The sequence below is a fragment of the Burkholderia sp. BCC1996 genome (assembly GCF_905339955.1).
GTDB lineage: Bacteria > Pseudomonadota > Gammaproteobacteria > Burkholderiales > Burkholderiaceae > Burkholderia.
Genome location: NZ_CAJPHM010000017.1, coordinates 20,809 through 41,926 on the forward strand (window position 1 = coordinate 20,809; position 21,118 = coordinate 41,926).

Genomic DNA, 21,118 nt, shown 5'->3' on the forward strand with positions numbered 1-21,118 from the left:
GGCGTCAGGACGAAGTGCTAGGATGGAACGACACCGACGCCGGAGGCCAACGCATGACCCCCATCCTTTCTCCCGAAGCCATCGTGGCGCTGAAGTGGATCGACCAGTTCGGCGACAGCCGGCCGGTCCCTGCCGCGTTCGACGACGTCGTCTATGCGTTGCTGAACGAAGGGCTGATCTATCAGGCGGCGGCCGACCGTGTCGACCTGACCGCCGATGGCAAATCCGTTTTGTCCAACGAATACGATTGAGCGCACGGCGACGGCCGCCGCGGTGGCCTGGCGCCGTGTCGCCACGGAGCGAGCGATGGAACCGAGAGGCAGCGATCTCGGCGATTTCAGCGAGCCGTACCGCGGCTACGAGATCGAGGTGAAGACCGAGCAGGTGTGGGACGGCGAGCATGCGCACTACCGCGTGCTGCAGGGCTCGGCCGTGCGGATCGACTGGCGGCTCGTGAAAGTCGACGGGATGCTGCTGACCGAACGGCGCGTGATCGAGCGCGTACTTGACGAGGCGCGGCGGGCCGTCGACGCCGAACTGGGCGACGGCGGGCCGGTCTAGCCAGGCTGCCGGGCCGGCCTGGTCGCGTTGCGGTAAAATGTCGGGTTGTTTCCCGCGCCGCTTGCTGCCCCGAATTCCATGTCCGTACCGTCCTCGCTTCCTCCCCGCCGCGTTTCCGTGGCGCCCATGCTCGACTGGACCGACCGTCATTGCCGGTCGTTCCATCGCACGCTGACGCGCGACACGTGGCTGTATACGGAAATGATCACGACGGGCGCGCTGCTGTTCGGCGACGCCCAGCGGCATCTCGCGTTCACGCCGAACGAATCGCCGGTCGCGCTGCAACTGGGCGGCAGCGAACGGGACGATCTCGCGCGCGCCGCGAAACTCGGCGAGCAGTGGGGCTACGACGAGATCAACCTGAATTGCGGCTGTCCGTCCGAGCGCGTGCAGCGCGGTGCGTTCGGCGCGTGCCTGATGAACGAGCCGCAACTCGTTGCCGACTGCGTGAAGGCGATGCGCGATGCGGTGTCGGTGCCGGTCACGGTCAAGCACCGGATCGGTGTCGACGCGGTCGAGGATTATGCGTTCGTGCGGGACTTCGTCGGCACGGTGGCGGAGGCCGGCTGCGAAACGTTCGTGGTGCACGCGCGCAATGCGATCCTGAAGGGGCTGTCGCCGAAGGAGAACCGCGAGATCCCGCCGCTCAAGTACGACTATGCGTATCAGCTGAAGCGCGATTTCCCGTCGCTGGAGATCGTGATCAACGGCGGGATCAAGACGCTCGACGAAGTCGCGCAGCATCTCGAGCACGTGGACGGCGTGATGCTCGGCCGCGAGGCTTATCACAACCCGTATGTACTCGCGGGTGTCGATGCGCGCTTCTACGGGTCGACTGCGGCGGTGCCGACGCGCGAAGAGGCCGAGGCGAAACTGATCGAATACTGCGCGGCGGAACTGAAGCGCGGCACGTATCTCGGCGCGATCGTGCGGCATGCTCTCGGGCTCTATCGTGGCGTCGCGGGTGCGCGCGGCTGGCGTCGTGTGCTGTCCGACAACAAGAAGCTCGCGCGCGGCGATCTGGCCGTGTTCGACGAAGCGCGCACGCATCTGAACGACGCCGAAGAAATTTTTGAAAAAAATGCTTTGCAAGACGGAAAAGTCTTCGTATAATCTTGTTCTTCGCTGCTGAACACGAAACGAAACAGCGAAGAAACAAAGCAGTATCAGTGGTGGCTGTAGCTCAGTTGGTAGAGTCCAGGATTGTGATTCCTGTTGTCGTGGGTTCGAGTCCCATCAGCCACCCCAAAATTCTCAAACAAAACAGGCGCTTCGGCGCCTGTTTTGTTTTGTGCGGAAAATTCGATGCGATTGCATCGATTCGAGTCGCGCCATTTCCAGAGCGTTCTGCTCGCCATTCATCCATTTCGCGTCCGCCGACGAAAGCCGTTTCGATATTGAGACTGCGCGCCGAGCCACGTCACTCGCGCGTGGCTCGATTCATCGAGCGGCCGCTGCTCATGAGCCCGCGAAGCGAAGCGGCGACCGGCTTCGCTCATCGTCTCGCAGATTGGCGGATTAAACCAATGACTTGGCACGAGCCGCCAATGCTTAATAGTCTTACATTCATGTAATGTATCGATTCCTCGTGCCCTTAGCTTTGCAGGGCCGTTCGGTCCCGACGCCCCGGAAGGCGTCGGGACATTTTTTTTGGCGGCGCTGCTGTCGAGGAACTGGAGAAAGCGGCAGGCGTCACGGTGAACTACGCGATTACCACGGCATGACGCGCACTGCCGCACACGATTCCCTATGCAACCCGCCGCTGAAACGTCGCGATTGCTACACTTTCCCTGCCTCCATCGCACAACGAGAGCGACCCTCGCATGCTGGAAAACCGCACCATCACGCTGCGCAACGCGACACCACACGACGCGGAACACATCGCTCGTTTGCACACGCTGAGCTGGCAGAACGCCTATAGCCATATCCTGCCGGCGGCCTATCTCGCCGATGAGGTGCCGACGGAGCACGCGACGCGGTGGCGAAACTATTTCGACCGCGCCGAAGCGGAGTGGGGCCTCGTGCTGATCGCCGAGTCCGACGGGGCTCCGGTCGGTTTCGTCAGCGCCGAAAGGCCGGTCGATCCGGCGCGCGGCGTCCTGCTCGATTGCCTTCATGTGCATCCCGCGCATCACGGAAGCGGTACCGGCAAGCGCATGATCGAAGCCGTTCGCGCATGGGCCCGCCATATCGGCGAGGACAAGGTTCATCTTTCGGTACTCGACGGCAACGTCCGCGCGATCGGCTTCTACGAGCATAACGGCTGGCGGTTGGCAGGCGTCGAAACCAGCTTCATCGGCCGCACGGAGGTCGCCGACCGGATCTACGTGATCGATGCCGGCACCGAACCCCAAGGCTGCACGCTGCACGACCGATGCCGCTGAAGATGAAGCGGCGCGTCCGCTACTCGCCGCAATACCGCACGAGCAAATCTGCCTCCGTTTCATGCACCTCGACAGGCAGGCTCGTTGCCCCTGCAAATGCCAGATAGCGCGCGCGATGCTGACCGTTCCGGAACGACGCGATGCCGACTTTCGACAGGCCCGGAAGGCCAAGCAGCGTCCGCGTTCTCGTCTCGCGAAACGTGATGAAGGGCATGTCGGGAATCCGGGCTTCGGCCGGATCGAGGAAATCGCGGATGCCGGCGGCCTTGCCGGGCGCCCAGTATTGAACCGACGGCAGCACATAGTCGGTCGTGTCGCGATCGGCGCACGCGAGCAGCTTCGCCAGGTCGACCGTCACGACGCGATGCCGCGAGTCGTCGGACGCGAATACCCGTTTGAGATGTGTATAGGCATAGGCGGGGTGTCCCGGAAGCTGGATGATCCAGACATCGACGCCGTCATGTTGTGCCCGAGCGACTGTCATTGTTTCCTGAGGTGGGGCAAGCGTTTTTTGTGGCGGGAGTGTAGCAGCGCGGCTGCGACCGCGGAGCAGGCGGATACCCGGAATCGAGCCGGCGGCATCATGCGCGAAAGAACGCGGCGCGGAATCGATCACATAACGGGTATCGGTTACTGGACGGGTGCGGCCATGCATTTTCAGTCGCGGTCGACAGCTTGTGAGAATATCGCGATACTGCGTGTCTGCATGACGCGCGGTCCGGAATTCACACAAGATTCACGCGGCGCGTGAAACCGGACTGGCGCGGCACATCGATAAGAACCGAGAGAGCGGAGTGGCCGCAGAAAATCATGTCGCCTGAACTTGAGATCGAATATCTCGATTACCACTTCACAGCGACGCTCGAAACCCGGGAAACGGGGCGGGTCGCCGTGACCGAATGGCAACTGGATTCCGTTTCCCGAAGCAAGACGCTCGCGTGGGTCGTGTTCGATCGCTTTCTGAAGCGCACCGACTTCGCCGACGAGGACGACGCGCGCGCCAGTATCGTCGACTGGCTGGAGCAGCTGGTCAGCCCGCAGGGCGCGCCGCTCGTCGAAATCCCAGCTGCGAAGGCGGTCGCAGCAGGTGCTGCCGCCGGTACCGCCAGTGCGGTCGCCAGCGATTCTTCAGTCGAAGAAACCATCAGCGACGTCGTCGTCGAAATCGCCAGCGATCTCGACTGGATCGACATGATTGCGGAATGGTTCACGGACGGCCCGGCGTAGCGTCGGATTTGCACCGTTCCATCCAGCAAGAGTGGGTTGGATCGTGAAACGTCGTTTCACGAAAATCCGGAAAGAAAAGCGCGGATTCACGGAAAGCGGCATCACGCCGCTTTGACGATGCATGCGCGATACCGGAGACTGGCGCGCGATTTAAAAATCGCCGATATAAATCAAAAAAATCCGGACTCGAAACATGAAAAGAAGAACGCTGCTGACCGCCGGCGCGATCGTCGCTGCCGCCAGTCTGGCAGGATGTACCGCGATGCTGTTCGAAAACGGCCGATACGAAGAGACGGTCGATCGATTCCTCGTCAGCGAGGACGGCAAGAAATTCGTCGTGCTCGGCAACCAGTATCACTACATCTTCGACATGCCAGCGCATCTCGGCGCCGTGCTGACCTCGTCCTACCGGAAGTCGATCCAGGCGGCGCTCCATGGATTCGTCGCGCAGGGCAGCAAGATCTCGGGCGAATACCGGCTCGTGCTTTCCCGCGCCGGCATGACGGACGACGATTGGGCGCGTGCGCAGGCGGACGGCTTTACGACGTCCCGTCAAGGCGAGCTGAGCATGGAAGGCGCGCTGAACGGTTCGCGCTATCGGGCCGACGGGTTTGAGCAGGGCAAGACGTGGTCGTCGTTTTCCCATACCTACACGATCGAGGTCGACGATCGCCTGACGAAGGGCGACAAGGCCGTTCGCGCGCTCGCGACGCCGGTCACGCTGGCGGCCGACGGCGTGATGATGATCGGGGCCGTTGTGTTGTTCCCGGTGATCGTCGTGGTCGCCGCGCCACTCGCCGGCGTCGCGCGCTGACCGCGACGTGCCGCATGCGGTGCCGGCGCGTGCGGCCTTTCCGGTTGAAAGGGTGAGTTGCCGCACAGACGGTTGCACGGGCCACGATGACAATCTGGCCGGTTGACCGTTCTACCCCGGCCCGGTCAACCGTTACCCCGCTCGCTCGCGCAGGAGCGGGGGCTTTTTGGCCGCACGACGCATGCAAGCCGCGTCGGCGGAACCGGACAGGCGTTCGGCAGACGACGTTTCGCGTCCCGGCATCCGTTCGCCTGATCCGCATGAATCGCATTCCTCGTGCGTGAGCGATCGCTTGGGGCCGATCGCCGGTCGCGGCCGGCGATGCCTGGATCCCGGCGGTACGCGGTTGCGCCGCCGGGATGCTTTTGATCCCGAACCCGCCACGGTCCGATCGCGCGTCACGCGCGTGTCAGAGCAATCAGCCTGCCTGCTCGACGCTGGTTTCCCAGCCGTCGTATTCGCCGCCGAGAGAGTGCACCTCGCGATTGATCTCGAGTGTATGGTGCGTGATGTCGGCCAGCACCGTCGTACCTTCGTGCGCGAACCGCACGGCCGATTTGCCGTCCTCGGTGGGCGCGACCGATTCGACCAGATAGCCTTTCGACTCGGCCCAGTCGGCGAACTGGTGCGCGTCGCTGGGGTCCGGGAAGTAGGCCCAGTGCATCACGCGCCGGCTCACGTCGCTCACGTCGCCTTTCTGCCGCAGCGCCTCGAGCACGCGCATGTCGCGCATCAGTTGCCAGTCGTCGTCGGTCGGGTAGAGCGTGCGCCAGTACGTTTCCTTGTCCGGATCGTCCTGATAGGCGTACTGAAGTGCGTAGGTCGTCTGTTCGGCCAGCGAGTCGACGATCTCGCCCGCGGCTGCTTCGTCGAACGGCACGTAGAACAGGAAATCCTGGTTGCCGTCGACCGTGATGCGGCCGACCTGCACGCCGTTTTTCGCGGTCACCGCGGCGTCCAGCAGATCCTCGATCTTCGTGAGATCGGCGAATTCGTCACCGCTCGGCAGGCCGTCGGGCGTCGGATGCGCAAGCGTGACGCGCACGCTGAGCAGCGACGTGCGCGGGTCGCTTTCGGCGATTTCCGCAAAGCCGTGATTGAAGCTGATGAAGGCCTGATGGTCGCCCATTCGGGCAGGGAAGGTTCCCCAGGCGTCGGTCATGTGTTTCTCCCGTGCACGATTGTCTGTTGACGGTTGCAAAGCGTCCCAATGTATCATCGAAAATCGCGTTGGCCGAAGCTGCGTGCCTGGGTGATCGCGCGTCCGGCGGGTCCGGTGGCGATCGAACGCGTGCTGTCGCGCCATCGCCGGTTTCCATCGTCGGGCGTTCGCCCGGCCGCAACCGTTTCGAAGGAGATTCCGATGTCGATGTTCGCGGTGAATGGTGTCCGAATCGATGTGCGCAGTGCGCGTGTGACGCACGTGCGCTGGGCGGCCGTCAATCCGGCGGACCGGTCCTGGGCGGCGACGCCGAGCGAGGCGTCGGTGGCGGAAGTGGCACGTGCGCTCGCGGCCGGCAACGACGTTCGCGCCGTATTTGACGAAGCGGACGGCACAGCGGTGGGGCCGCGGCTGAAGCGCGTGCTGTATCGCGACGCGTCGGAGGGGATCGAACTCGACATCGATGCGACGAGCGAGTCGCGCACGTTGCGCGACCTTCCGCAGATCTGAGCGGCGATCGGCGCCTGTTCCGCGAGCCGTGCCATCGCGCACGAGGCCATGCCCGGATGCGCGATCGCCCCATTGGACGTCGCCCCCTGCCTGATGCTCGCGCGTTGTCGGGCCGAACCTGTTCCGGCGCCTGTCGCGAATAAAAAAATGTCGTCCGGCGTGTCGATTTCCGTCGAGTCCGTCCGTCGTAGCATCGGAGGCGTGCGCATCGTGCGTCCGTCCCGATTTCCGACACGACACCGACTGAAGGAGCGACACCCATGACCACATCCGTCAATCCGATCCCGGAAGGGATGCGCACGCTGACGCCGCATCTGATCTGCGCCGGCGCCGTCGCAGCCATCGACTTCTACAAGCGCGCGTTCAACGCGACCGAACGGTTCCGCCTGCCGACCCCGGACGGCCGGCTCGCGCACGCATGCCTCGCAATCGGCGATTCGACGCTGATGCTCGTGGATGAAATGCCGGAGCACGGCGCACTCGGGCCGAAGACGCTGAAAGGCACGCCGGTCTGCCTGCACCTGTTCGTGCGGGACACCGATGCGGCGATCGCGCAGGCCGTCGCGGCCGGCGCGACAGTCACGATGCCGGCCGCCGACATGTTCTGGGGCGATCGCTATGGGCAAGTGGAGGATCCGTTCGGCCATCGCTGGTCGATCGCGACCCACCAGCGCGACCTGACGCCCGAGCAGATCGCGGAAGCGATGGCGAGCGCGCCGCCGTGCGGAGCCTGACCGGGCCGGGCGAATCCGGTTGAACGCGACTGAACGTGGCTCATGGCCGCGCGTATCGGCGCGCGGCTCGTCCGCGTTCAGGTGCCGGCGGCGTTGCTTCGCTGCTTGTCCGCGGATTCGTACCTGTGCCGATCGGCCGATCCGAGCCGGTCGGTGACCGCGCGATGCCGCGCGGGATCGTATGTCGCTCGGCGCTCGCGCAAGCCGGGCGGCGTGCTTCGCTTCTGTCGATACCGCAACGCTCGACGAGCGCCCGTCGAGCAGCATCACGCATGCTCCATCGTGCTGCCACCACGCGTTGTAGCCGTGTCGATGCGACACGGACGCTTCACGCGTCGTGCGTTGCTGCCGGCCATGCAATTCGACGCCCGGTGCTCAAGCTGTCCGACGTGATGCCGTAAACAGGGCAAGATCAATCGTTCATCTAACGCACCATGGTTCGAATCCTGTACGCGGGGTATCTCGCGTTGGCGCTGTATCTGCTCTATCCGATGGTCCAGAACACGTTGACCTTCAGTGCCGACTGCGTACTCGACGCGTTGCCTGGCGGTACGCGCGATCGGCCGAAGCCTTCGGCAAGCGATGCGCGTGCGCATGCCGGCCGGTGCGTCGCGGCCACGCAGATCGCCGAGCGCTCGCCCGACATCCATTGATTTCAACCGATTCCAGCGATCGCGGCGCCGTCATGTCCTGTGTGCAGGCCATTCGGCCAGGTTGATCGCCATGCAATGCGCGCCGATCATTGACGACACCACGGCGCGGATGTGCGACGACGGCGCGCGTCGGCCGCGTCGCACGCGAACGGCGCCTGTGATCGCGGGCGGCGAAGCGTCAGTACGACGAGCGGTACGGCGTGCCCTGGTCGAAGCGGCTTTGCCAATGCGCGAGGTAGCGCGACGCGAGTTGCGGATTGTTCCAGACCACGACGACGTTTTCGGAATTGCGGCTGGCTGCCGAAGCGCTGTAGTTGAACGAGCCCGTCTCGACGTGCTCGGCATCGATCACGAGGTACTTGTCGTGGTGGATCGCATAGGCGTCGATCGTGCGCGTCGGAATCCCCGCGTTGACGAGCAGGTTCAGCGCCTGCTTGCTGCTCTTCGCGCGATTGCCCTTGTCGTCCACGACGACCGCGACGTTCACGCCGCGTCGCTTCGCGGCGAGCAGCGCGCGCGTGACGGGCGGCGACGTGAACGAGTAGGCGGCCACGCGAATCGAGGTGCGCGCGGCACCGATTGCCTTCAGCACGAGTGCCTCCGCACCGCCATCGGGTGAGAACGCCGATTCGACGGCCTGCGTGGCGGGCGCTTCATGGGTCGGGGTCGGCAGCAGTTGCGCGATGAAGTCGAACGCCTGCTGCAGCAGCGATTCGTTGTGCGTCTTGCCGAAGGCGGCGAAGGGTGTGGCGAGGAGGGAAGCAGCGAGGCAGGCGGCGGCGAGGCGTTTGCGCGACAACATCTTGGACAGCGAATCTTTTTTGAGACAGCGGGCCGTGAGTGTAACGCAGACACGGCGGCGCGGTCACGCCCGGATGTGAATGGAAGACGCTGGATGGCTGTCTGCAGCGCTCGACGTGGTGATGTTCATCATGCCGCGCCGCGCCTGCATCGGCTCGGCGGTCGTGCCGGGTGACGGAAGTCGATGCGGTGCGCGTGTGTGCGCAGACGGCACGGTCCCAGCGTGACGAACGGCACGCACGTGCGGGCGCAGGGTCAATGCGGCGTGCGATCGACGAGACGGGAACGGCAGGCAGGGCGCGGCAACACGAACGATGCGCGTCGAGCGAAGACGCATGCAACACGCGCACGCGTGATGGCCGCGCCGCGCTGTCATGGGCGTACCCATGTGCGTACGACCGGCGCTCAGCGCGACGCGTCACGCATCGTGCGTTCCGGCCACCTCGTGCGCGACCCAGCCGGGCCCGGGTTCCGGCTGCACGTCGCGCGGGTCGAGCGGCTCACCGCACGCCGAGCACACCGCGACCGCATGCATCAGCTGGCCACAGGTGCGATGGCGCAATTGCACCGGCGGCCCCTGGCCGTCGTCCTTCCAACGATCGCCCCAGGTCATCAGCGCGAGCAGGGCCGGGTACAGGTCGAGGCCTTTTTCGGTCAACCGGTATTCGAAGCGCGGCGGGCGTTCCTGATACGCGCGCTTGACCAGTACGCCCTCGTCGACGAGGCGCGCGAGCCGCTCGGCCAGTACGTGACGCGTGAGGCCCAGCTGCGTCTGGAATGCATCGAAGCGGCGGCAGCCGAGAAAGGCGTTGCGCAGGATCAGCATGGTCCAGCGATCGCCGAGCACGGCAAGCGTGCGCGCGACCGAGCAGTTCAGCGTACCGATGTCATCCCATTTCATGATCGAGTCTCGTGCGACGGTTCAGCGAAGGAGCGGGTTCGATTATAGAACTGAGCTTCGGTTGCACAGGGCGCCGGCTGCATTGACAAGCCTGGCGCGCTTGTCAATAATCAGTTCCAATTTGGAACTTACTCGCGCGGCGACGCGCGTTCAATCAGGAGACAAACCGATGAATCCGCTTTCCCTGTCCGGTCTCGAGCTGCTGCGCGCGGCGGCGGCGGGCGACGTGCCGCTCGCGTCGATCTCGGAGACGATCCCGATGCGGCCGCTGGGCGTCGAGCTCGGTTACGTGAAGTTTTCCGCGCGGGCGGACGGCCGGCACCTGAATCCGCTCGGCGGCGTGCACGGCGGATTCGCCGCGACGGTGCTCGACTCGGTCACGGGCTGCGCGGTGCATTCGATGCTCGACGCGGGCGTCGGCTACGGCACGGTCGACCTGCACGTGAAGATGCTGCGTCCCGTGCCGCGCGACGTCGACCTGATCGCCGAAGGGCGCGTGATTCACCTGTCGCGTTCGCTGGGCGTCGCCGAAGGCACGCTGAAAACGCCGGACGACAAGATCGTCGCGCATGCATCGGCGACCTGCTTCATTCAGCGGCCGCAGTAACGGGAGGCGTGGCGTCGTTACGCCCGGCGCGGCCGTCCGGCGCCATCCACCGGACGACGCGCGCGAAGGCGGCCGTATCCGTATCGGCGAGGGCTGAACGCACATCGAAGGCCGCCTGTAAGTGAACGCATCGGCCATCTGAAGCATTCGCTTCAGTGTGATAGCGTTTCTGCTTTCCACTGACGCGACAGGAACAGCATGGAATACCGCACACTCGGCGATTCGGGCATCGAGGTCAGCCTGATCGGTCTCGGCACGATGACGTGGGGCGAGCAGAATTCGGAGCGCGACGCGCACGAGCAGATCGATTACGCGCTCGGGCAGGGCGTCACGCTGATCGATGCCGCGGAAATGTACCCGGTCCCCCCGAAGCCCGATACCCAGGGCCGCACGGAGCAGTACATCGGCACCTGGCTCGCGCAGCATCGTGCGCAGCGCGACCGGATCGTGCTCGCGACGAAGATCGCGGGCCCGGCGCGGCAGCCGCACAATCCGCGCCATATTCGCGGCGAAGGCAACCAGTTCGACCGCAAGAACCTGACCGAGGCGCTCGACGGCAGCCTCAAGCGCCTGCAGACCGATTATGTCGACCTGTACCAGCTGCATTGGCCCGATCGCAGCACGACGACGTTCGGCCGCGCCGCGTATCCGTGGGTCGACGATGCGTATACGGTGCCGATCGAGGAAACGCTCGGCGTGCTCGCGGAATTCGTGAAGGCCGGCAAGATCCGCGCGATCGGCGTGTCGAACGAAACGCCGTGGGGCGTCGCGCAGTTCCTGCGCGCGGCCGAGAAGCTCGGGCTGCCGCGCATCGCGAGCATCCAGAATCCGTACAGCCTGCTGAACCGCACGTTCGAGAACGGCCTGTCCGAATTCACGCATCGCGACGGCATCGGCCTGCTCGCGTATTCGCCGCTCGCGTTCGGCTGGCTGTCCGGCAAGTACGAGAACGGCGCGCGTCCGGCCGGCGCGCGCATCACGCTGTTCGAGCGCTTCCAGCGTTACAGCAAGCCGCAGGCGGTCGAAGCGACGTCGCGCTACGTCGCGCTCGCGCAGCGCCACGGGCTGTCGCCCGCGCAGCTCGCGCTCGCGTTCGTCAACAGCCGGCCGTTCGTGCGCAGCAACCTGGTCGGGGCGACGTCGCTCGCGCAACTGAAGGAGAACATCGGCAGCATCGGCGTGAAGCTGTCCGACGAGATCCTCGCCGAGATCGACGCGCTGCACGAGCTGCAGCCGAATCCGGCGCCGTAACGTCACCGTAAATGGCGCGCGGCCGGTGCGGCACGGATGGCGCGACGGGCCGCATCAGGCGCGCATTGCCGCGCCGTCGTTTCCTTCGTGAACGCGGTCAGCGCATCCCGAGCCGCGTGCGCGCGACCAGCAGAGCGACGAGGCTCAACACAGCGCAACCGATCAGGTACAGCGCCGGCGACAGCCGGTTGCCGGTCGCGCTGATCAGCCACGTGATCACGAACGGCGCGAAGCCGCCGAACAGCGTGACGCCCGTGTTGTAGCTGACGGCGAGACCGGTCGCACGGGTCTGCGACGGAAACAGCTCGGCCATCAGCGCCGGCAGCGCGCCGCAGTACGTCGCCTTCAGCAGGCCGATCCAGATCAGCGCGGCGAGCATCGTCGCGAACGACGCGTGATGCGTGAGCCACGCGAACGTCGGCCAGACGGTGACGAGCATCAGTACGGCGGCTGCCGCCATCACGCGGATCCGTCCGGTGCGATCGGACAGGTGGCCGACGAGCGGCGTGACGAGCGTCAGCACGAAGCCGGTCGCGAGCGTCGCCGCGAAGCCCGTCGATGCCGGCAGCCCGAGCTGCTTGATCGCATACGTCGGCATGTACAGCACCATGTAGTTGATCGCGGTCGAGATCACGAGCACGCCGATCGACAGCAGCACGCGCATCTTCTGGTCCGCGAACAGTTCGCGCACGGGCGCTTCCGAGCGCGCCTGCGTCTTGAACTCGATGCCTTCGTCGACGTAGCGGCGGATGTAGAGCCCGACCGGGCCGATTGCGAGGCCGAACAGGAACGGCACGCGCCAGCCCCAGCTTTCGAGTTGCGCGGTGCTCAGCGTCGACGTCAGCAGTGCACCGAAGCCCGATGCGAGCAGCGTCGCGAGACCCTGGCTCGCGAACTGCCAGCTCGACATGAAGCCGCGCCGCTGCGGCGCGTGTTCGACGAGGAACGCGGTCGAGCTTGCGAATTCGCCGCCGGCGGAAAAGCCCTGCATCAGCCGCGACAGCATGATCCCGAGCGGCGCGAGGATGCCGATCGACGCATAGGTCGGCATCAGCGCGATCAGCAGCGTGCCGGCCATCATCATCGCGATCGACAGCAGCAGCGACGCCTTGCGGCCCGCGCGGTCCGCGTAGGCGCCGAGCACGAAGCCGCCGATCGGCCGGATCAGGTAGGACAGCCCGAACGTGCCGAGCGTGAGCAGCAGCGAGGTCGCCTCGCTCGTCGCGGGGAAGAACAGCTTCGCGATCGTCACCGCGAAAAAGCCGTAGACGATCAGGTCGAACCATTCGAGCGCATTGCCGATCGACGCGGCGAAGATGATGCGGCGGATCTTCGCGGTGCTGGGGCGCGCGGCGTCCTGCGAGGTCAGGGTGGTCGTATTCATCGTGTGAGCAGTCCCGAGAAAGGGGGGCGAAGCGCGTTACAGGGCGGCGCCGGCCGCGGCGGGTGCCGCGCGGCGAACGGGCGGCGCGGCGTCGCCGAGATCCCAGAAGAGGCCGGCCATCATCTGCAGTCCTTCCCGCACGACGCTCGCGAGCAGGTGCTCGTCGGGCGCGTGCTGCGAGCACGCCGGATACGAGTGCGGCACCCACAGCGTCGGCAGCCCGAGCGTGTCGGCGAACACTTCGTTCGGCAGCGTGCCGCCGAGGTTCGGCAGGATCGCGGGCTTCTTGCCGGTCGTGCGCGCGAGCGACGCGACGGCCCAGCGGACCCACGGATCGTCCGGCGGCAGGCGCGTCGCCGGTGCGCCGCGTTCGACGTCGATCTCGATGTCGGCGAAGCCGTGCGCATCCAGATGCGCGCGCAGGTGCGCATGCAGCGCCTCCCAGTCGGTGCCGACCACGAAACGCAGCTGGCAGTGCGCATACGCGACGGGTGGAATCGCATTGACCGGATGGTCGGGATTGCCGGCCTTGAACGCGAGGATCTCGAACGTATTCCAGCCGAACACGCGCTCGGCGGCGGAGAGGCCCGGTTCGCCCCAGTCGGCGTCGAGCGCTGGGTCGCCGGGGCCGCCGCCGACGGACAGGTCGGCGAGCGCGGCGCGCACGGCGGCCGGGATCGGCGGCGGGCGCAGCCCCGCGACGCGGATCGCGCCGCGCGCGTCGACGAGGCTTGCGAGCGCGTTCGCAAGCACGGTCGCCGGGTTGCGCAGCAGGCCGCCCCAGTTGCCCGAGTGATGGCCGCCGTCGCGGACGCGCAGGCTGAGCTTGAAGTTGACGGAGCCGCGCGAGCCGAGGAACACGGTGGGGCGTTCGGCGGTGACGCGCGGCCCGTCGGACGCGATCAGCACGTCGGCCGCGAGCGTGTCGCGCTCCTGGCGGCACAGTGCGTCTAGGCCCGGCGACCCCGTCTCCTCGCCCATCTCGATCAGCAGTTTCGCGTTGAAGCCGAGCCGGCCGCCGCGCGCGGCGAGCACGCTCGCCAGCGCGGCCAGGTTGATCGTGTGCTGCCCCTTGTTGTCGGCACTGCCGCGGCCGTACCAGCGATCGCCGTCGACGGTCAGTGTCCACGGCGACAGCGGCGCGCGCCATTGCGCGTCGTAGCCGCGCACGACGTCGCCGTGGCCGTAGATCAGCACGGTCGGCAGTGCGTCGTCCTCGTGGCGCGAGGCCAGCAGGAACGGGCCGCCGCCGTCGGCCGGATTCTCGACGATCCGCGACGTGAAGCCGAGGCGCGCGGCCTCCGGTGCGATCTCGTCGGTCAGGTAGGCGCGCAGCGCGGCGCCCGAGCCGCTGTCCTGGCTTTCGGTGCGCAGGCCGACGCGGCGGCTCAGGGTCGTGAAGAACGCGCCCGATTCGAACTGGTTCAGCGCGTGCTGGATGGCGGCGGTACGGCTCAAGACGGTCTCCTGTATCGGTTTTCCGGCGGGCGCGGCGCGCACGACCGGGAGTGCGATCGATTCTAGGAAGCCGTTTTTTTTGTCACAATGATCGAATTTCGAACATTTCTTTGCCGAAAAGGCAAAGCGGAGCGGCCTGGGCGACGGGCCCGGGGACGGAACGATGGCGGCTTTCCTGCATGGTCTTGCGCTGCGGTATTTCGTCGAAGTGGCGCGCACCGGGTCGATCAGCGACGCATCGGCGCGGCTGCACGTGGCCGTCTCGGCGATCAGCCGGCAGATCGCGAAGCTCGAAAGCGAGCTCGGCGCGCCGCTGTTCGAGCGCCGGCCGCGCGGGATGGCGCTGTCGGAGGCCGGCGAACGGTTGCTGGGCTTCGCGCAGCGCAGCCTGCTGGAGGCCGAGCACGTGATGAAGGAAATCGGCGGGCTGGAGGCGCTGCACGGCAGCCTGCTGAAGGTCGCCTGCTCGGAAGGGTTCGCGATCGATTTCCTGCCGGGTGCGCTCGCGGGCTTCAAGGCGCGCCACCCGGGCGTCGATTTCTCGGTGTGGGTCGTGTCGCCGGCGGAGGCGACGCGGCGCGTGCGCGACGGCGATGCCGACATCGGGCTGACGTTCAGCCTGGCGCCGGAGCAGGGCGTACGCGTCGAACACACGGAGCGTGCGCCGGTCTTCGCGCTCGTGCGGCGCGACCATCCGCTCGCGGCGCGCGATTCGGTGTCGCTCGCCGATGTCGCCCGGCACCCGCATGTGCTGCCCGAGGCCGGCACGACGGTGCGACAGCTGATCGACATCGCGTGCGTGCTCGACGGGCTCATGCTCGAGCCGGAACTGACCAGCAACAACACCGCGGTGATGTACCGCTACGCGCAGCGTACCGGTGCGGTCATGTTCACCGGGCTGCTGTCGGTGCGGGACCGCTTCGACGCGGACGGCTTCGTCGTCGTGCCCGTCACGAACCCCCAGCTGCGCGAGCGCAGCATCCAGGTGCAGACCATGGCGGGGCGCGATCTGCCCGCGTCGGTGCGTGCGTTTCGCGACCATCTGATCGACGTGATGAGCGCCGCGTCGCCGCCCCCGGTTGCCGCGCGCGGCCCGGGACGCCCGGGCGTGAGATAATCGCGAATCCGCCTTCCGTGCCCGTGCGGCTCGCCGAGCCGCATCGCCCCTGTTCGACGCCAAATTGAAGAACCTGATTGTCACCCTCGATCGCGCCGGCGAGTTCGACGAGATCATCGACGTGCGCACGCCGCTCGAATTCGCCGAGGATCACATCCCCGGCGCGCTGAACGCGCCCGTGCTCAGCAACGAGGAGCGCGTGATCGTCGGCACGATGTACCGCCAGGTGTCGCCGTATGAAGCGACGCGCGTCGGCGCGGCGATGGTCGCACGCAACATCGCGCGCCATCTCGACACCACGTTTGCAGACCGTCCGCGCAACTGGCGGCCGCTGATCTACTGCTGGCGCGGCGGCAAGCGCTCGGGTTCGATGACGACCTGGTTCAACCTGATCGGCTGGCAGGCGCGCCAGCTCGACGGCGGCTACAAGGCGTACCGCCACTCGGTGTGCGCGACGCTCGACACGCTGCCGACGCGGTTTCGCTACATCGCGCTCGTCGGTCATACCGGCTGCGGCAAGACCCGGCTGCTGAACGCGCTGCGCGACGAAGGGGCGCAGACGCTCGATCTCGAAGCGCTCGCGCGCCATCGCGGCTCGCTGCTCGGCGCGCTGCCGGGCAAGCCGCAGCCGTCGCAGAAGGGCTTCGATTCGGGGCTCGTCGAGACACTCGGGCGTTTCGACCCCGAATGGCCTGTGTTCGTCGAATCGGAAAGCCGCAGGATCGGGCTCGTGCACCTGCCGATCGCGTTGATCGACGCGTTTCACGCCGGGCCGTGGGTGCAGGTCGAGGCGGCGCACGACGAACGCATCGCGTTTCTCCTTGACGACTATGCCCACCTGTTCGACGAGCCGGCCGCGTTCAAGGCGCAGCTCAATCGGCTGATCGGCCTGCACAGCCGTGACGAGGTCGCGCACTGGCATGCGCTGATCGATGCCGACGCGCGGGCCGAGCTGTTCACCGAACTGATCGACAAGCATTACGATCCCGCCTATGCGCGCACCTACCGCGCCACGTACAACAAGCCGAACCGCGCACTGGCGTTCACTTTCCGGCCGAATGCGGCCGACGGGCGCGAGCAGGCGCGCGCGCTGCTCGACGCGCTCGCGCAGGCCGGGCTGCCGGCCTCGCCCGCCGCCGGCGGGGCGGCGCGAGCCGACACCGACCACAACCCTACGACCACCGCACGATGACGACCACACGCACCCAACCCAGTCCGGCGCTCGGCTGGCTGACCTTCCTGCTGATCGCGGTCGCGGGACTGTTCTACGTGAAATGGTTCCCGTACTACAACAAGGCGTTCGTCGCCGCCGAGCATCATTCGATCGGCCAGTCGATCCTGATGGGCACGTCGGCGAGCGCGCCCGAGCCGTCGCTGAAGGCGGCGCTCGACTACGCATGGGCGTATGGCAAGGCGATCTGGCAGGCCATGGTGCTCGGCCTGCTGCTCGGATCGGCCGTGCAGGCGCTGCTGCCCGCGCACTGGGTCGCGCGCGTGCTCGGCCGCACGGGCTTCGGCAGTGTCGCCGCGGGCGGCCTGCTGTCGCTGCCGGGCATGATGTGCACGTGCTGCGCGGCGCCGGTCGTCGCGGGCCTGCGTGCGCGGCACGCGTCGCCGGGCGGCGCGGTCGCGTTCTGGCTTGGCAACACGGTGCTGAATCCGGCCGCGCTGGTGTTCATGGGCTTCGTGCTCGGCTGGCACTGGAGCGCGTTGCGGCTCGTGCTCGGCATCGCGATGGTGTTCGGGATCGGCTATCTGCTGAACCGCATCGCGCGTCCGGAGGACCGCAGTATCGACGACGCGCAACTCGCCGCGCTGGTGGCCGAACAGGCTGCCGCGGGCAATCCGTTCGTCCGCTGGATGAAGCTGCTCGCACGCATGGCCATGCGGCTCGTGCCCGAATACATCGTGCTCGTGCTGCTGCTCGGCGCGGCGCGCGCGTGGCTGTTCCCGCATATCGGCCCGGACATCGGCAACCATCTCGGCTGGATCATCGCGTTCGCGGTCGCGGGGACGTTGTTCGTGATCCCGACGGCCGGTGAAGTGCCGATCATCCAGGCGATGCTGTCGCTCGGCATGGGCGTCGGCCCGGCCGCCGCGCTGCTGATGACGCTGCCGCCGATCAGCGTGCCGTCGCTCGCGATGCTCGCGCGGTCGTTCAAGCCTTACATGCTGGCGATCGTCACGGGCCTCGTCGTCGTGTTCGGGATCGTGAGCGGGCTGCTCGCGATCGCATTCGGGTTCTGACGGACTCGCGGACGGGACGGCGAGCGGGCGCGACGGCCGGACAAGTCCGGCTCGCGTGGCCGATCGACGCAGCGGGGCACGACATGCCCGGCTGCCGGCGACCGGACCCTGCGTTGGTGGCCGCTGCGGGCTGCGGCCCGCGCCGACCGGTCCCGTCGCATGACCGTCGTATTCATCCGGCGCCGCCGCCTCAAGCGCGCGGTGCCCTTTACAAGAAGCAAACAGGAAAACGCATGACCCAACCGAAGATTCATCCTCGACTCGAAAAGGCGCTGACACGTGGCGATCTCGCGATCCGCCAGGCCAATTCCGCGCGGGCGACTGCCGTGCTGAACGCGCTCGGCACGATGATCATCGAAGCCTCCGCCACGATCGGCGTCGAGGCCAGCATCGAGATTCCGCAGGGCGACCGCATCTACGATCCGGTAAACGGCCTGTGGCCGCAGAAGATGCTGGTGTCGTTCGACGGTCCGGTCGACGAAGCCGACGCCGAAGAATTGCGCGCGGTCTATCTGGTTGCCGACGATCCGGGTACGCAGTTCCGCGTCGAATGGCACCGCGCGGACGGCAAGCTCGGCCGCCACGAAGGCGGCCCGCTGGCGACCGTCGCATTCCTGACCGACGTCGAGATTCCGTGGAGCGACGACGACGAGTAACGCCGCCGCCGCTTCGTCGCCACTTCGCCACTTCGTCGCAGCGAGCCGGCGCGCCGTGCGCGCCGGCCGTCAGCGCATCATGCGCCGCCGGAACAGCCATGCGGAGACGATGAATCCGCCGACCGCATAACCGGCGAGTACCGCGAGATGCAGGCCGGCGTCCGTCGCCGGCCGGCCGAACATCGCGGGCCGGATCAGTTCGACCGCGTTGGCGAGCGGCAGCACGTGCGCGGCATGCTGCGCGATCGGCGGCAACTGCGTGATCGGGAAGAACACGCCCGACAGCAGCAGCATCGGCGTCAGCACGAGCGTCTGATAGAACATGAAGAAGTCGTAGGACGGCGCGAGCGCGGTGACGATCATCGCCGTGCTCGCGAACGCGAGGCCGGCGAGCACGATCACGGGTAGCGCCGCGAGCATCGACGGAAAGCGCGCATAGCCGAGCAGGCCCGCGACGAGCATGATCGCGACGCCCGACAACAGCGCCTTGCTCGCCGCCCAGACGATCTCCCCGAGCACGATGTCGCCCAGCGCGAGCGGCGTGTGCATGATCGCTTCCCAGGTGCGCTGCACGTGCATCCGCGAGAAGCCCGAATACATCGACTCGAAGCTCGCGGACATCATCACGCTCGAGCCGACCGTGCCGGCCGCGAGGAACGCGATATACGACACGCCGTCGACGTGGCCGAGCATCAGGCCGAGCCCGAATCCCAGCCCGAACAGGTAGATCATCGGATCGGCGAGATTGCCGAACAGCGACGCGAGCGCGAGCTTGCGCCACACGAGGTAGTTGCGCCGCCACACGGCGATCCAGTTGGTGGCATTCGCGGGCAGCGCGACTGCGAAGCGTGATTCGCGTGGCGGTGCGGACGGCGCGGCGGCGGAATAGTTGCGTGCGTCCATGATCGATCAGTCCTGCATTTCGCGGCCCGTGAGCCGCAGGAACACGTCTTCCAGATTGGCCGGACGATGCAGATAGCGCAATCCCGTGCGACCCTTGAGCCGGGCGCTGAGCGGCTCGGGATCGCTCACGTAGCAGAACAGCGTCTCGCCGCTGATCTCGGTGCGTTTCGCGAACGGCGTCAGCTCGTCGCGCAGCGCGACCGGGTCCGGCCCGTAGATCTCGATCACGTCGCAGCCGATCTCCGATTCGATCAGCGCGTGCGGCGCGCCTTCGGCGATCTTGCGGCCTTCCTCGATCACGCACAGCCGGTCGCACAGGCGCTCGGCTTCCTCCATGAAATGCGTGGTGATCAGGATCGTCTTGCCGCGCGCGAGCAGCGAACGCAAGCGCTCCCACATCAGGTGCCGCGCCTGCGGATCGAGCCCGGTCGTCGGCTCGTCGAGCACCAGCACGTCCGGATCGTTGACGAGCGCGCGCGCAAGCGTCAGACGGCGCTTCATCCCGCCCGACAGCTCGCCGACCTTCGCATCGGCCTTGTTTTCCAGCTTCGCGAATTCGAGCAGCGGCTGCACCAGCGCGCGTGAAGCCTGCGCCGACATCCCGAAATAGCGGCTGAACACGAGCAGGTTTTCGCGGACCGTGAAGTCGGGGTCGAGGTTGTCGAACTGCGGGACGACGCCGACGCGCTGGCGCGCATGCCGTGCGCGCGACGGAACCGGTTCGCCGCACAGTGAAATGGTGCCGGCGTCGGGATACACGAGGCCGAGCAGCATCTTCAGCGTCGTGGTCTTGCCGGCGCCGTTCGGCCCGAGCAGGCCGTAGCATTCGCCGGCCTGCACGTGGAAGGACAGGCCGTTGACGACGAGCTTGTCGCCATAGCGCTTTTCGACGTTCCGGAAATCGATCGGTGCAACGGACATGGGCAGGTTGTCGTTGTAGGCAGGCGCGGACGCGTTTCGCGGCCGGCCGGATGGGCATGCCGCTCGGCGAACGGATCGGGCGAATGCGTGTCACATGGGCATGACCGGGGCGAACGCACGTCGAGGACACGAACGGGCCATTCTAGTGCATCGGCTGCGTCTCTTCAGGGCGCGCACGCGCGCGACGGTGCATGCGCGCACGGATCGTGCACCGCATCATCGCCGACGCGCCCCGCGTGGCGAATCAGCGTTTTCCATCCCTTGCGTCCGGAATTGCGGCGCACCATGATGAGTGCATAGGGCACGTTGTCGCGATAGGGAGGTCTCATGGCTAGCTACAACAAGATTCTGCTGTGCTACGACGGCACGCTCGAAGGACGCAAGGCCTTGCGGTGCGGTGCGAATCTCGCGCTGGACCTGAAGGCGGAAACGCATTTGCTCTCGGTCGTCGACATGCGCTCGAGCATCGCGCAAAGCGCGGGGCTACTGACCGACGTCGCCTGCGGCCGCTTCGAGGAAACCGCGCGCGAGATCCTGCAGGAAGGCGTGAACTGGCTGCGCGAGCGTGGCGTCCAGGCCGAAGGCCATTTTGCGTTCGGTTATCCGATCGACGAAATCGCGAATCTCGCGACCGAGTTGAAGGCCGACCTCGTCGTTGTCGGCCATCGGTGCCGCAGCGGATTGTCGAGATGGTGGATGGGGTCGGGCAATACGCAACTGCTCGATCGCGTGAACTGCAGCATTCTGGTCGCGTGTTCGTCAGCGGAAGAGCAAAAGGCCGAGATCGCGCGCGAACGCGAAGCGGCCACCGCGAGCGGCAAGTGACA

General features: G+C 66.5%; 25 protein-coding genes and 1 tRNA gene. 17 read left to right on the forward strand and 9 right to left on the reverse strand.

What is annotated here, in order from left to right:
* Positions 1-53 precede the first annotated feature (53 nt).
* The 5 genes from U4Z64_RS23745 to U4Z64_RS23765 all read left to right on the forward strand — a co-directional run bounded on the left by U4Z64_RS23745 (position 54) and on the right by U4Z64_RS23765 (position 2,945).
* Positions 54-251, forward strand: coding sequence for a hypothetical protein (locus U4Z64_RS23745; RefSeq protein ID WP_044845064.1), 198 nt, complete (start codon positions 54-56; stop codon positions 249-251).
* Between the two features lie 55 nt (positions 252-306).
* A complete protein-coding gene (locus U4Z64_RS23750; protein WP_044845063.1) occupies positions 307-561 on the forward strand; it encodes a hypothetical protein in 255 nt (84 codons plus the stop codon).
* A 126-nt stretch (positions 562-687) separates the two neighbouring features.
* Positions 688-1,674, forward strand: coding sequence for a tRNA dihydrouridine(20/20a) synthase DusA (gene dusA, locus U4Z64_RS23755; protein WP_044845062.1), 987 nt, complete (start codon positions 688-690; stop codon positions 1,672-1,674).
* A 59-nt stretch (positions 1,675-1,733) separates the two neighbouring features.
* A tRNA-His gene (locus U4Z64_RS23760) sits at positions 1,734-1,809 on the forward strand.
* A 575-nt stretch (positions 1,810-2,384) separates the two neighbouring features.
* Positions 2,385-2,945, forward strand: a complete 561-nt coding sequence (locus U4Z64_RS23765; protein WP_321821255.1) for a GNAT family N-acetyltransferase — start codon at positions 2,385-2,387, stop codon at positions 2,943-2,945.
* Positions 2,946-2,964: 19 nt separating this feature from the next.
* On the opposite strand, the gene U4Z64_RS23770 is transcribed toward U4Z64_RS23765, so the two are convergent.
* Positions 2,965-3,429: a plasmid fertility inhibition factor family protein gene (locus tag U4Z64_RS23770; protein WP_044845051.1), complete on the reverse strand. Its 465-nt coding sequence runs from the start codon at positions 3,427-3,429 to the stop codon at positions 2,965-2,967.
* A gap of 263 nt (positions 3,430-3,692) precedes the next feature.
* Here U4Z64_RS23770 and U4Z64_RS23775 point away from each other — a divergent pair, with 263 nt between their 5' ends.
* Both U4Z64_RS23775 and U4Z64_RS23780 read left to right on the forward strand, forming a co-directional pair.
* Positions 3,693-4,172, forward strand: coding sequence for a hypothetical protein (locus U4Z64_RS23775; protein ID WP_321821256.1), 480 nt, complete (start codon positions 3,693-3,695; stop codon positions 4,170-4,172).
* Between the two features lie 193 nt (positions 4,173-4,365).
* Complete coding sequence (locus U4Z64_RS23780) at positions 4,366-4,986, forward strand: hypothetical protein (RefSeq protein ID WP_321821257.1); 621 nt, start codon at positions 4,366-4,368, stop codon at positions 4,984-4,986.
* A 418-nt stretch (positions 4,987-5,404) separates the two neighbouring features.
* Here U4Z64_RS23780 and U4Z64_RS23785 read toward each other — a convergent pair whose 3' ends face one another.
* A complete protein-coding gene (locus U4Z64_RS23785) occupies positions 5,405-6,148 on the reverse strand; it encodes a DUF695 domain-containing protein (protein WP_044845048.1) in 744 nt (247 codons plus the stop codon).
* 201 nt (positions 6,149-6,349) lie between these two features.
* Between U4Z64_RS23785 and U4Z64_RS23790 the strand changes: the two genes are divergently transcribed.
* The 3 genes from U4Z64_RS23790 (at position 6,350) to U4Z64_RS23800 (ending at position 8,045) form a co-directional block, all read left to right on the forward strand.
* Positions 6,350-6,658: a hypothetical protein gene (locus U4Z64_RS23790; RefSeq protein ID WP_044845154.1), complete on the forward strand. Its 309-nt coding sequence runs from the start codon at positions 6,350-6,352 to the stop codon at positions 6,656-6,658.
* 260 nt (positions 6,659-6,918) lie between these two features.
* On the forward strand, positions 6,919-7,392 hold the full coding sequence (locus tag U4Z64_RS23795) for a VOC family protein (protein WP_321821258.1): 474 nt from the start codon (positions 6,919-6,921) through the stop codon (positions 7,390-7,392).
* Positions 7,393-7,826: 434 nt separating this feature from the next.
* A complete protein-coding gene (locus tag U4Z64_RS23800) occupies positions 7,827-8,045 on the forward strand; it encodes a hypothetical protein (RefSeq protein WP_124485550.1) in 219 nt (72 codons plus the stop codon).
* A 178-nt stretch (positions 8,046-8,223) separates the two neighbouring features.
* Here the strand turns inward: U4Z64_RS23800 and U4Z64_RS23805 are convergent, their stop codons facing one another.
* Positions 8,224-8,847 (reverse strand): phospholipase D family protein, encoded by a 624-nt coding sequence (locus tag U4Z64_RS23805; RefSeq protein ID WP_321810049.1) that lies wholly within the window; start codon positions 8,845-8,847, stop codon positions 8,224-8,226.
* Between the two features lie 417 nt (positions 8,848-9,264).
* A complete protein-coding gene (locus U4Z64_RS23810) occupies positions 9,265-9,747 on the reverse strand; it encodes a helix-turn-helix domain-containing protein (RefSeq protein WP_321821259.1) in 483 nt (160 codons plus the stop codon).
* 169 nt (positions 9,748-9,916) lie between these two features.
* On the opposite strand from U4Z64_RS23810, the gene U4Z64_RS23815 reads away from it, so the two are divergent.
* Positions 9,917-10,354 (forward strand): PaaI family thioesterase, encoded by a 438-nt coding sequence (locus U4Z64_RS23815; RefSeq protein WP_044845043.1) that lies wholly within the window; start codon positions 9,917-9,919, stop codon positions 10,352-10,354.
* A 198-nt stretch (positions 10,355-10,552) separates the two neighbouring features.
* Positions 10,553-11,605 carry an NADP(H)-dependent aldo-keto reductase gene (locus tag U4Z64_RS23820; protein WP_321821260.1) on the forward strand — a complete coding sequence of 351 codons (1,053 nt, stop codon included), beginning with the start codon at positions 10,553-10,555 and terminating at the stop codon, positions 11,603-11,605.
* A gap of 97 nt (positions 11,606-11,702) precedes the next feature.
* Here the strand turns inward: U4Z64_RS23820 and U4Z64_RS23825 are convergent, their stop codons facing one another.
* Positions 11,703-12,989, reverse strand: coding sequence for an MFS transporter (locus U4Z64_RS23825; protein WP_044845041.1), 1,287 nt, complete (start codon positions 12,987-12,989; stop codon positions 11,703-11,705).
* Between the two features lie 36 nt (positions 12,990-13,025).
* Positions 13,026-14,447, reverse strand: a complete 1,422-nt coding sequence (locus U4Z64_RS23830) for a M20 family metallopeptidase (protein WP_321821261.1) — start codon at positions 14,445-14,447, stop codon at positions 13,026-13,028.
* Positions 14,448-14,610: 163 nt separating this feature from the next.
* Here U4Z64_RS23830 and U4Z64_RS23835 point away from each other — a divergent pair, with 163 nt between their 5' ends.
* The 4 genes from U4Z64_RS23835 to U4Z64_RS23850 all read left to right on the forward strand — a co-directional run bounded on the left by U4Z64_RS23835 (position 14,611) and on the right by U4Z64_RS23850 (position 18,467).
* Positions 14,611-15,564, forward strand: a complete 954-nt coding sequence (locus U4Z64_RS23835) for a LysR family transcriptional regulator (protein WP_124485544.1) — start codon at positions 14,611-14,613, stop codon at positions 15,562-15,564.
* Positions 15,565-15,628: 64 nt separating this feature from the next.
* Positions 15,629-16,756 carry a tRNA 2-selenouridine(34) synthase MnmH gene (gene mnmH / locus U4Z64_RS23840; RefSeq protein WP_321821262.1) on the forward strand — a complete coding sequence of 376 codons (1,128 nt, stop codon included), beginning with the start codon at positions 15,629-15,631 and terminating at the stop codon, positions 16,754-16,756.
* The gene (locus tag U4Z64_RS23845; RefSeq protein ID WP_321821263.1) at positions 16,753-17,811 is read left to right on the forward strand and encodes a permease; all 1,059 of its coding nucleotides are present in this window, start codon (positions 16,753-16,755) and stop codon (positions 17,809-17,811) included. Before mnmH ends, U4Z64_RS23845 begins: the two co-directional genes overlap by 4 nt.
* Positions 17,812-18,044: 233 nt before the next feature.
* Complete coding sequence (locus U4Z64_RS23850; RefSeq protein WP_044843615.1) at positions 18,045-18,467, forward strand: hypothetical protein; 423 nt, start codon at positions 18,045-18,047, stop codon at positions 18,465-18,467.
* A 69-nt stretch (positions 18,468-18,536) separates the two neighbouring features.
* On the opposite strand, the gene U4Z64_RS23855 is transcribed toward U4Z64_RS23850, so the two are convergent.
* From U4Z64_RS23855 to U4Z64_RS23865, 3 genes are all read right to left on the reverse strand, one after another.
* A complete protein-coding gene (locus U4Z64_RS23855) occupies positions 18,537-19,370 on the reverse strand; it encodes an ABC transporter permease (protein WP_321821264.1) in 834 nt (277 codons plus the stop codon).
* Between the two features lie 6 nt (positions 19,371-19,376).
* Positions 19,377-20,291, reverse strand: a complete 915-nt coding sequence (gene nodI / locus U4Z64_RS23860) for a nodulation factor ABC transporter ATP-binding protein NodI (protein WP_044843613.1) — start codon at positions 20,289-20,291, stop codon at positions 19,377-19,379.
* 164 nt (positions 20,292-20,455) lie between these two features.
* Positions 20,456-20,620: a hypothetical protein gene (locus tag U4Z64_RS23865; protein WP_185500322.1), complete on the reverse strand. Its 165-nt coding sequence runs from the start codon at positions 20,618-20,620 to the stop codon at positions 20,456-20,458.
* Between U4Z64_RS23865 and U4Z64_RS23870 the strand changes: the two genes are divergently transcribed.
* A complete protein-coding gene (locus tag U4Z64_RS23870) occupies positions 20,619-21,116 on the forward strand; it encodes a universal stress protein (protein ID WP_044843612.1) in 498 nt (165 codons plus the stop codon). The two genes, U4Z64_RS23865 and U4Z64_RS23870, sit on opposite strands and share 2 nt — an antisense overlap.
* Positions 21,117-21,118 lie beyond the last annotated feature (2 nt).

Coding starts and splice junctions, on each gene's coding strand:
- U4Z64_RS23820 (WP_321821260.1), top strand. CDS start 10,553: ATGGAATACCGCACACTCGGCGATTCGGGCATCGAGGTCAGCCTGATC.
- U4Z64_RS23815 (WP_044845043.1), top strand. CDS start 9,917: ATGAATCCGCTTTCCCTGTCCGGTCTCGAGCTGCTGCGCGCGGCGGCG.
- U4Z64_RS23770 (WP_044845051.1), bottom strand. CDS start 3,429: ATGACAGTCGCTCGGGCACAACATGACGGCGTCGATGTCTGGATCATC.
- U4Z64_RS23795 (WP_321821258.1), top strand. CDS start 6,919: ATGACCACATCCGTCAATCCGATCCCGGAAGGGATGCGCACGCTGACG.
- U4Z64_RS23845 (WP_321821263.1), top strand. CDS start 16,753: ATGACGACCACACGCACCCAACCCAGTCCGGCGCTCGGCTGGCTGACC.
- U4Z64_RS23765 (WP_321821255.1), top strand. CDS start 2,385: ATGCTGGAAAACCGCACCATCACGCTGCGCAACGCGACACCACACGAC.
- nodI (WP_044843613.1), bottom strand. CDS start 20,291: ATGTCCGTTGCACCGATCGATTTCCGGAACGTCGAAAAGCGCTATGGC.
- U4Z64_RS23805 (WP_321810049.1), bottom strand. CDS start 8,847: ATGTTGTCGCGCAAACGCCTCGCCGCCGCCTGCCTCGCTGCTTCCCTC.
- U4Z64_RS23825 (WP_044845041.1), bottom strand. CDS start 12,989: ATGAATACGACCACCCTGACCTCGCAGGACGCCGCGCGCCCCAGCACC.
- U4Z64_RS23850 (WP_044843615.1), top strand. CDS start 18,045: ATGACCCAACCGAAGATTCATCCTCGACTCGAAAAGGCGCTGACACGT.
- U4Z64_RS23790 (WP_044845154.1), top strand. CDS start 6,350: ATGTCGATGTTCGCGGTGAATGGTGTCCGAATCGATGTGCGCAGTGCG.
- U4Z64_RS23800 (WP_124485550.1), top strand. CDS start 7,827: ATGGTTCGAATCCTGTACGCGGGGTATCTCGCGTTGGCGCTGTATCTG.
- dusA (WP_044845062.1), top strand. CDS start 688: ATGCTCGACTGGACCGACCGTCATTGCCGGTCGTTCCATCGCACGCTG.
- U4Z64_RS23750 (WP_044845063.1), top strand. CDS start 307: ATGGAACCGAGAGGCAGCGATCTCGGCGATTTCAGCGAGCCGTACCGC.
- U4Z64_RS23810 (WP_321821259.1), bottom strand. CDS start 9,747: ATGAAATGGGATGACATCGGTACGCTGAACTGCTCGGTCGCGCGCACG.
- U4Z64_RS23745 (WP_044845064.1), top strand. CDS start 54: ATGACCCCCATCCTTTCTCCCGAAGCCATCGTGGCGCTGAAGTGGATC.
- U4Z64_RS23870 (WP_044843612.1), top strand. CDS start 20,619: ATGGCTAGCTACAACAAGATTCTGCTGTGCTACGACGGCACGCTCGAA.
- U4Z64_RS23780 (WP_321821257.1), top strand. CDS start 4,366: ATGAAAAGAAGAACGCTGCTGACCGCCGGCGCGATCGTCGCTGCCGCC.
- U4Z64_RS23865 (WP_185500322.1), bottom strand. CDS start 20,620: ATGAGACCTCCCTATCGCGACAACGTGCCCTATGCACTCATCATGGTG.
- U4Z64_RS23855 (WP_321821264.1), bottom strand. CDS start 19,370: ATGGACGCACGCAACTATTCCGCCGCCGCGCCGTCCGCACCGCCACGC.
- U4Z64_RS23785 (WP_044845048.1), bottom strand. CDS start 6,148: ATGACCGACGCCTGGGGAACCTTCCCTGCCCGAATGGGCGACCATCAG.
- U4Z64_RS23835 (WP_124485544.1), top strand. CDS start 14,611: ATGGCGGCTTTCCTGCATGGTCTTGCGCTGCGGTATTTCGTCGAAGTG.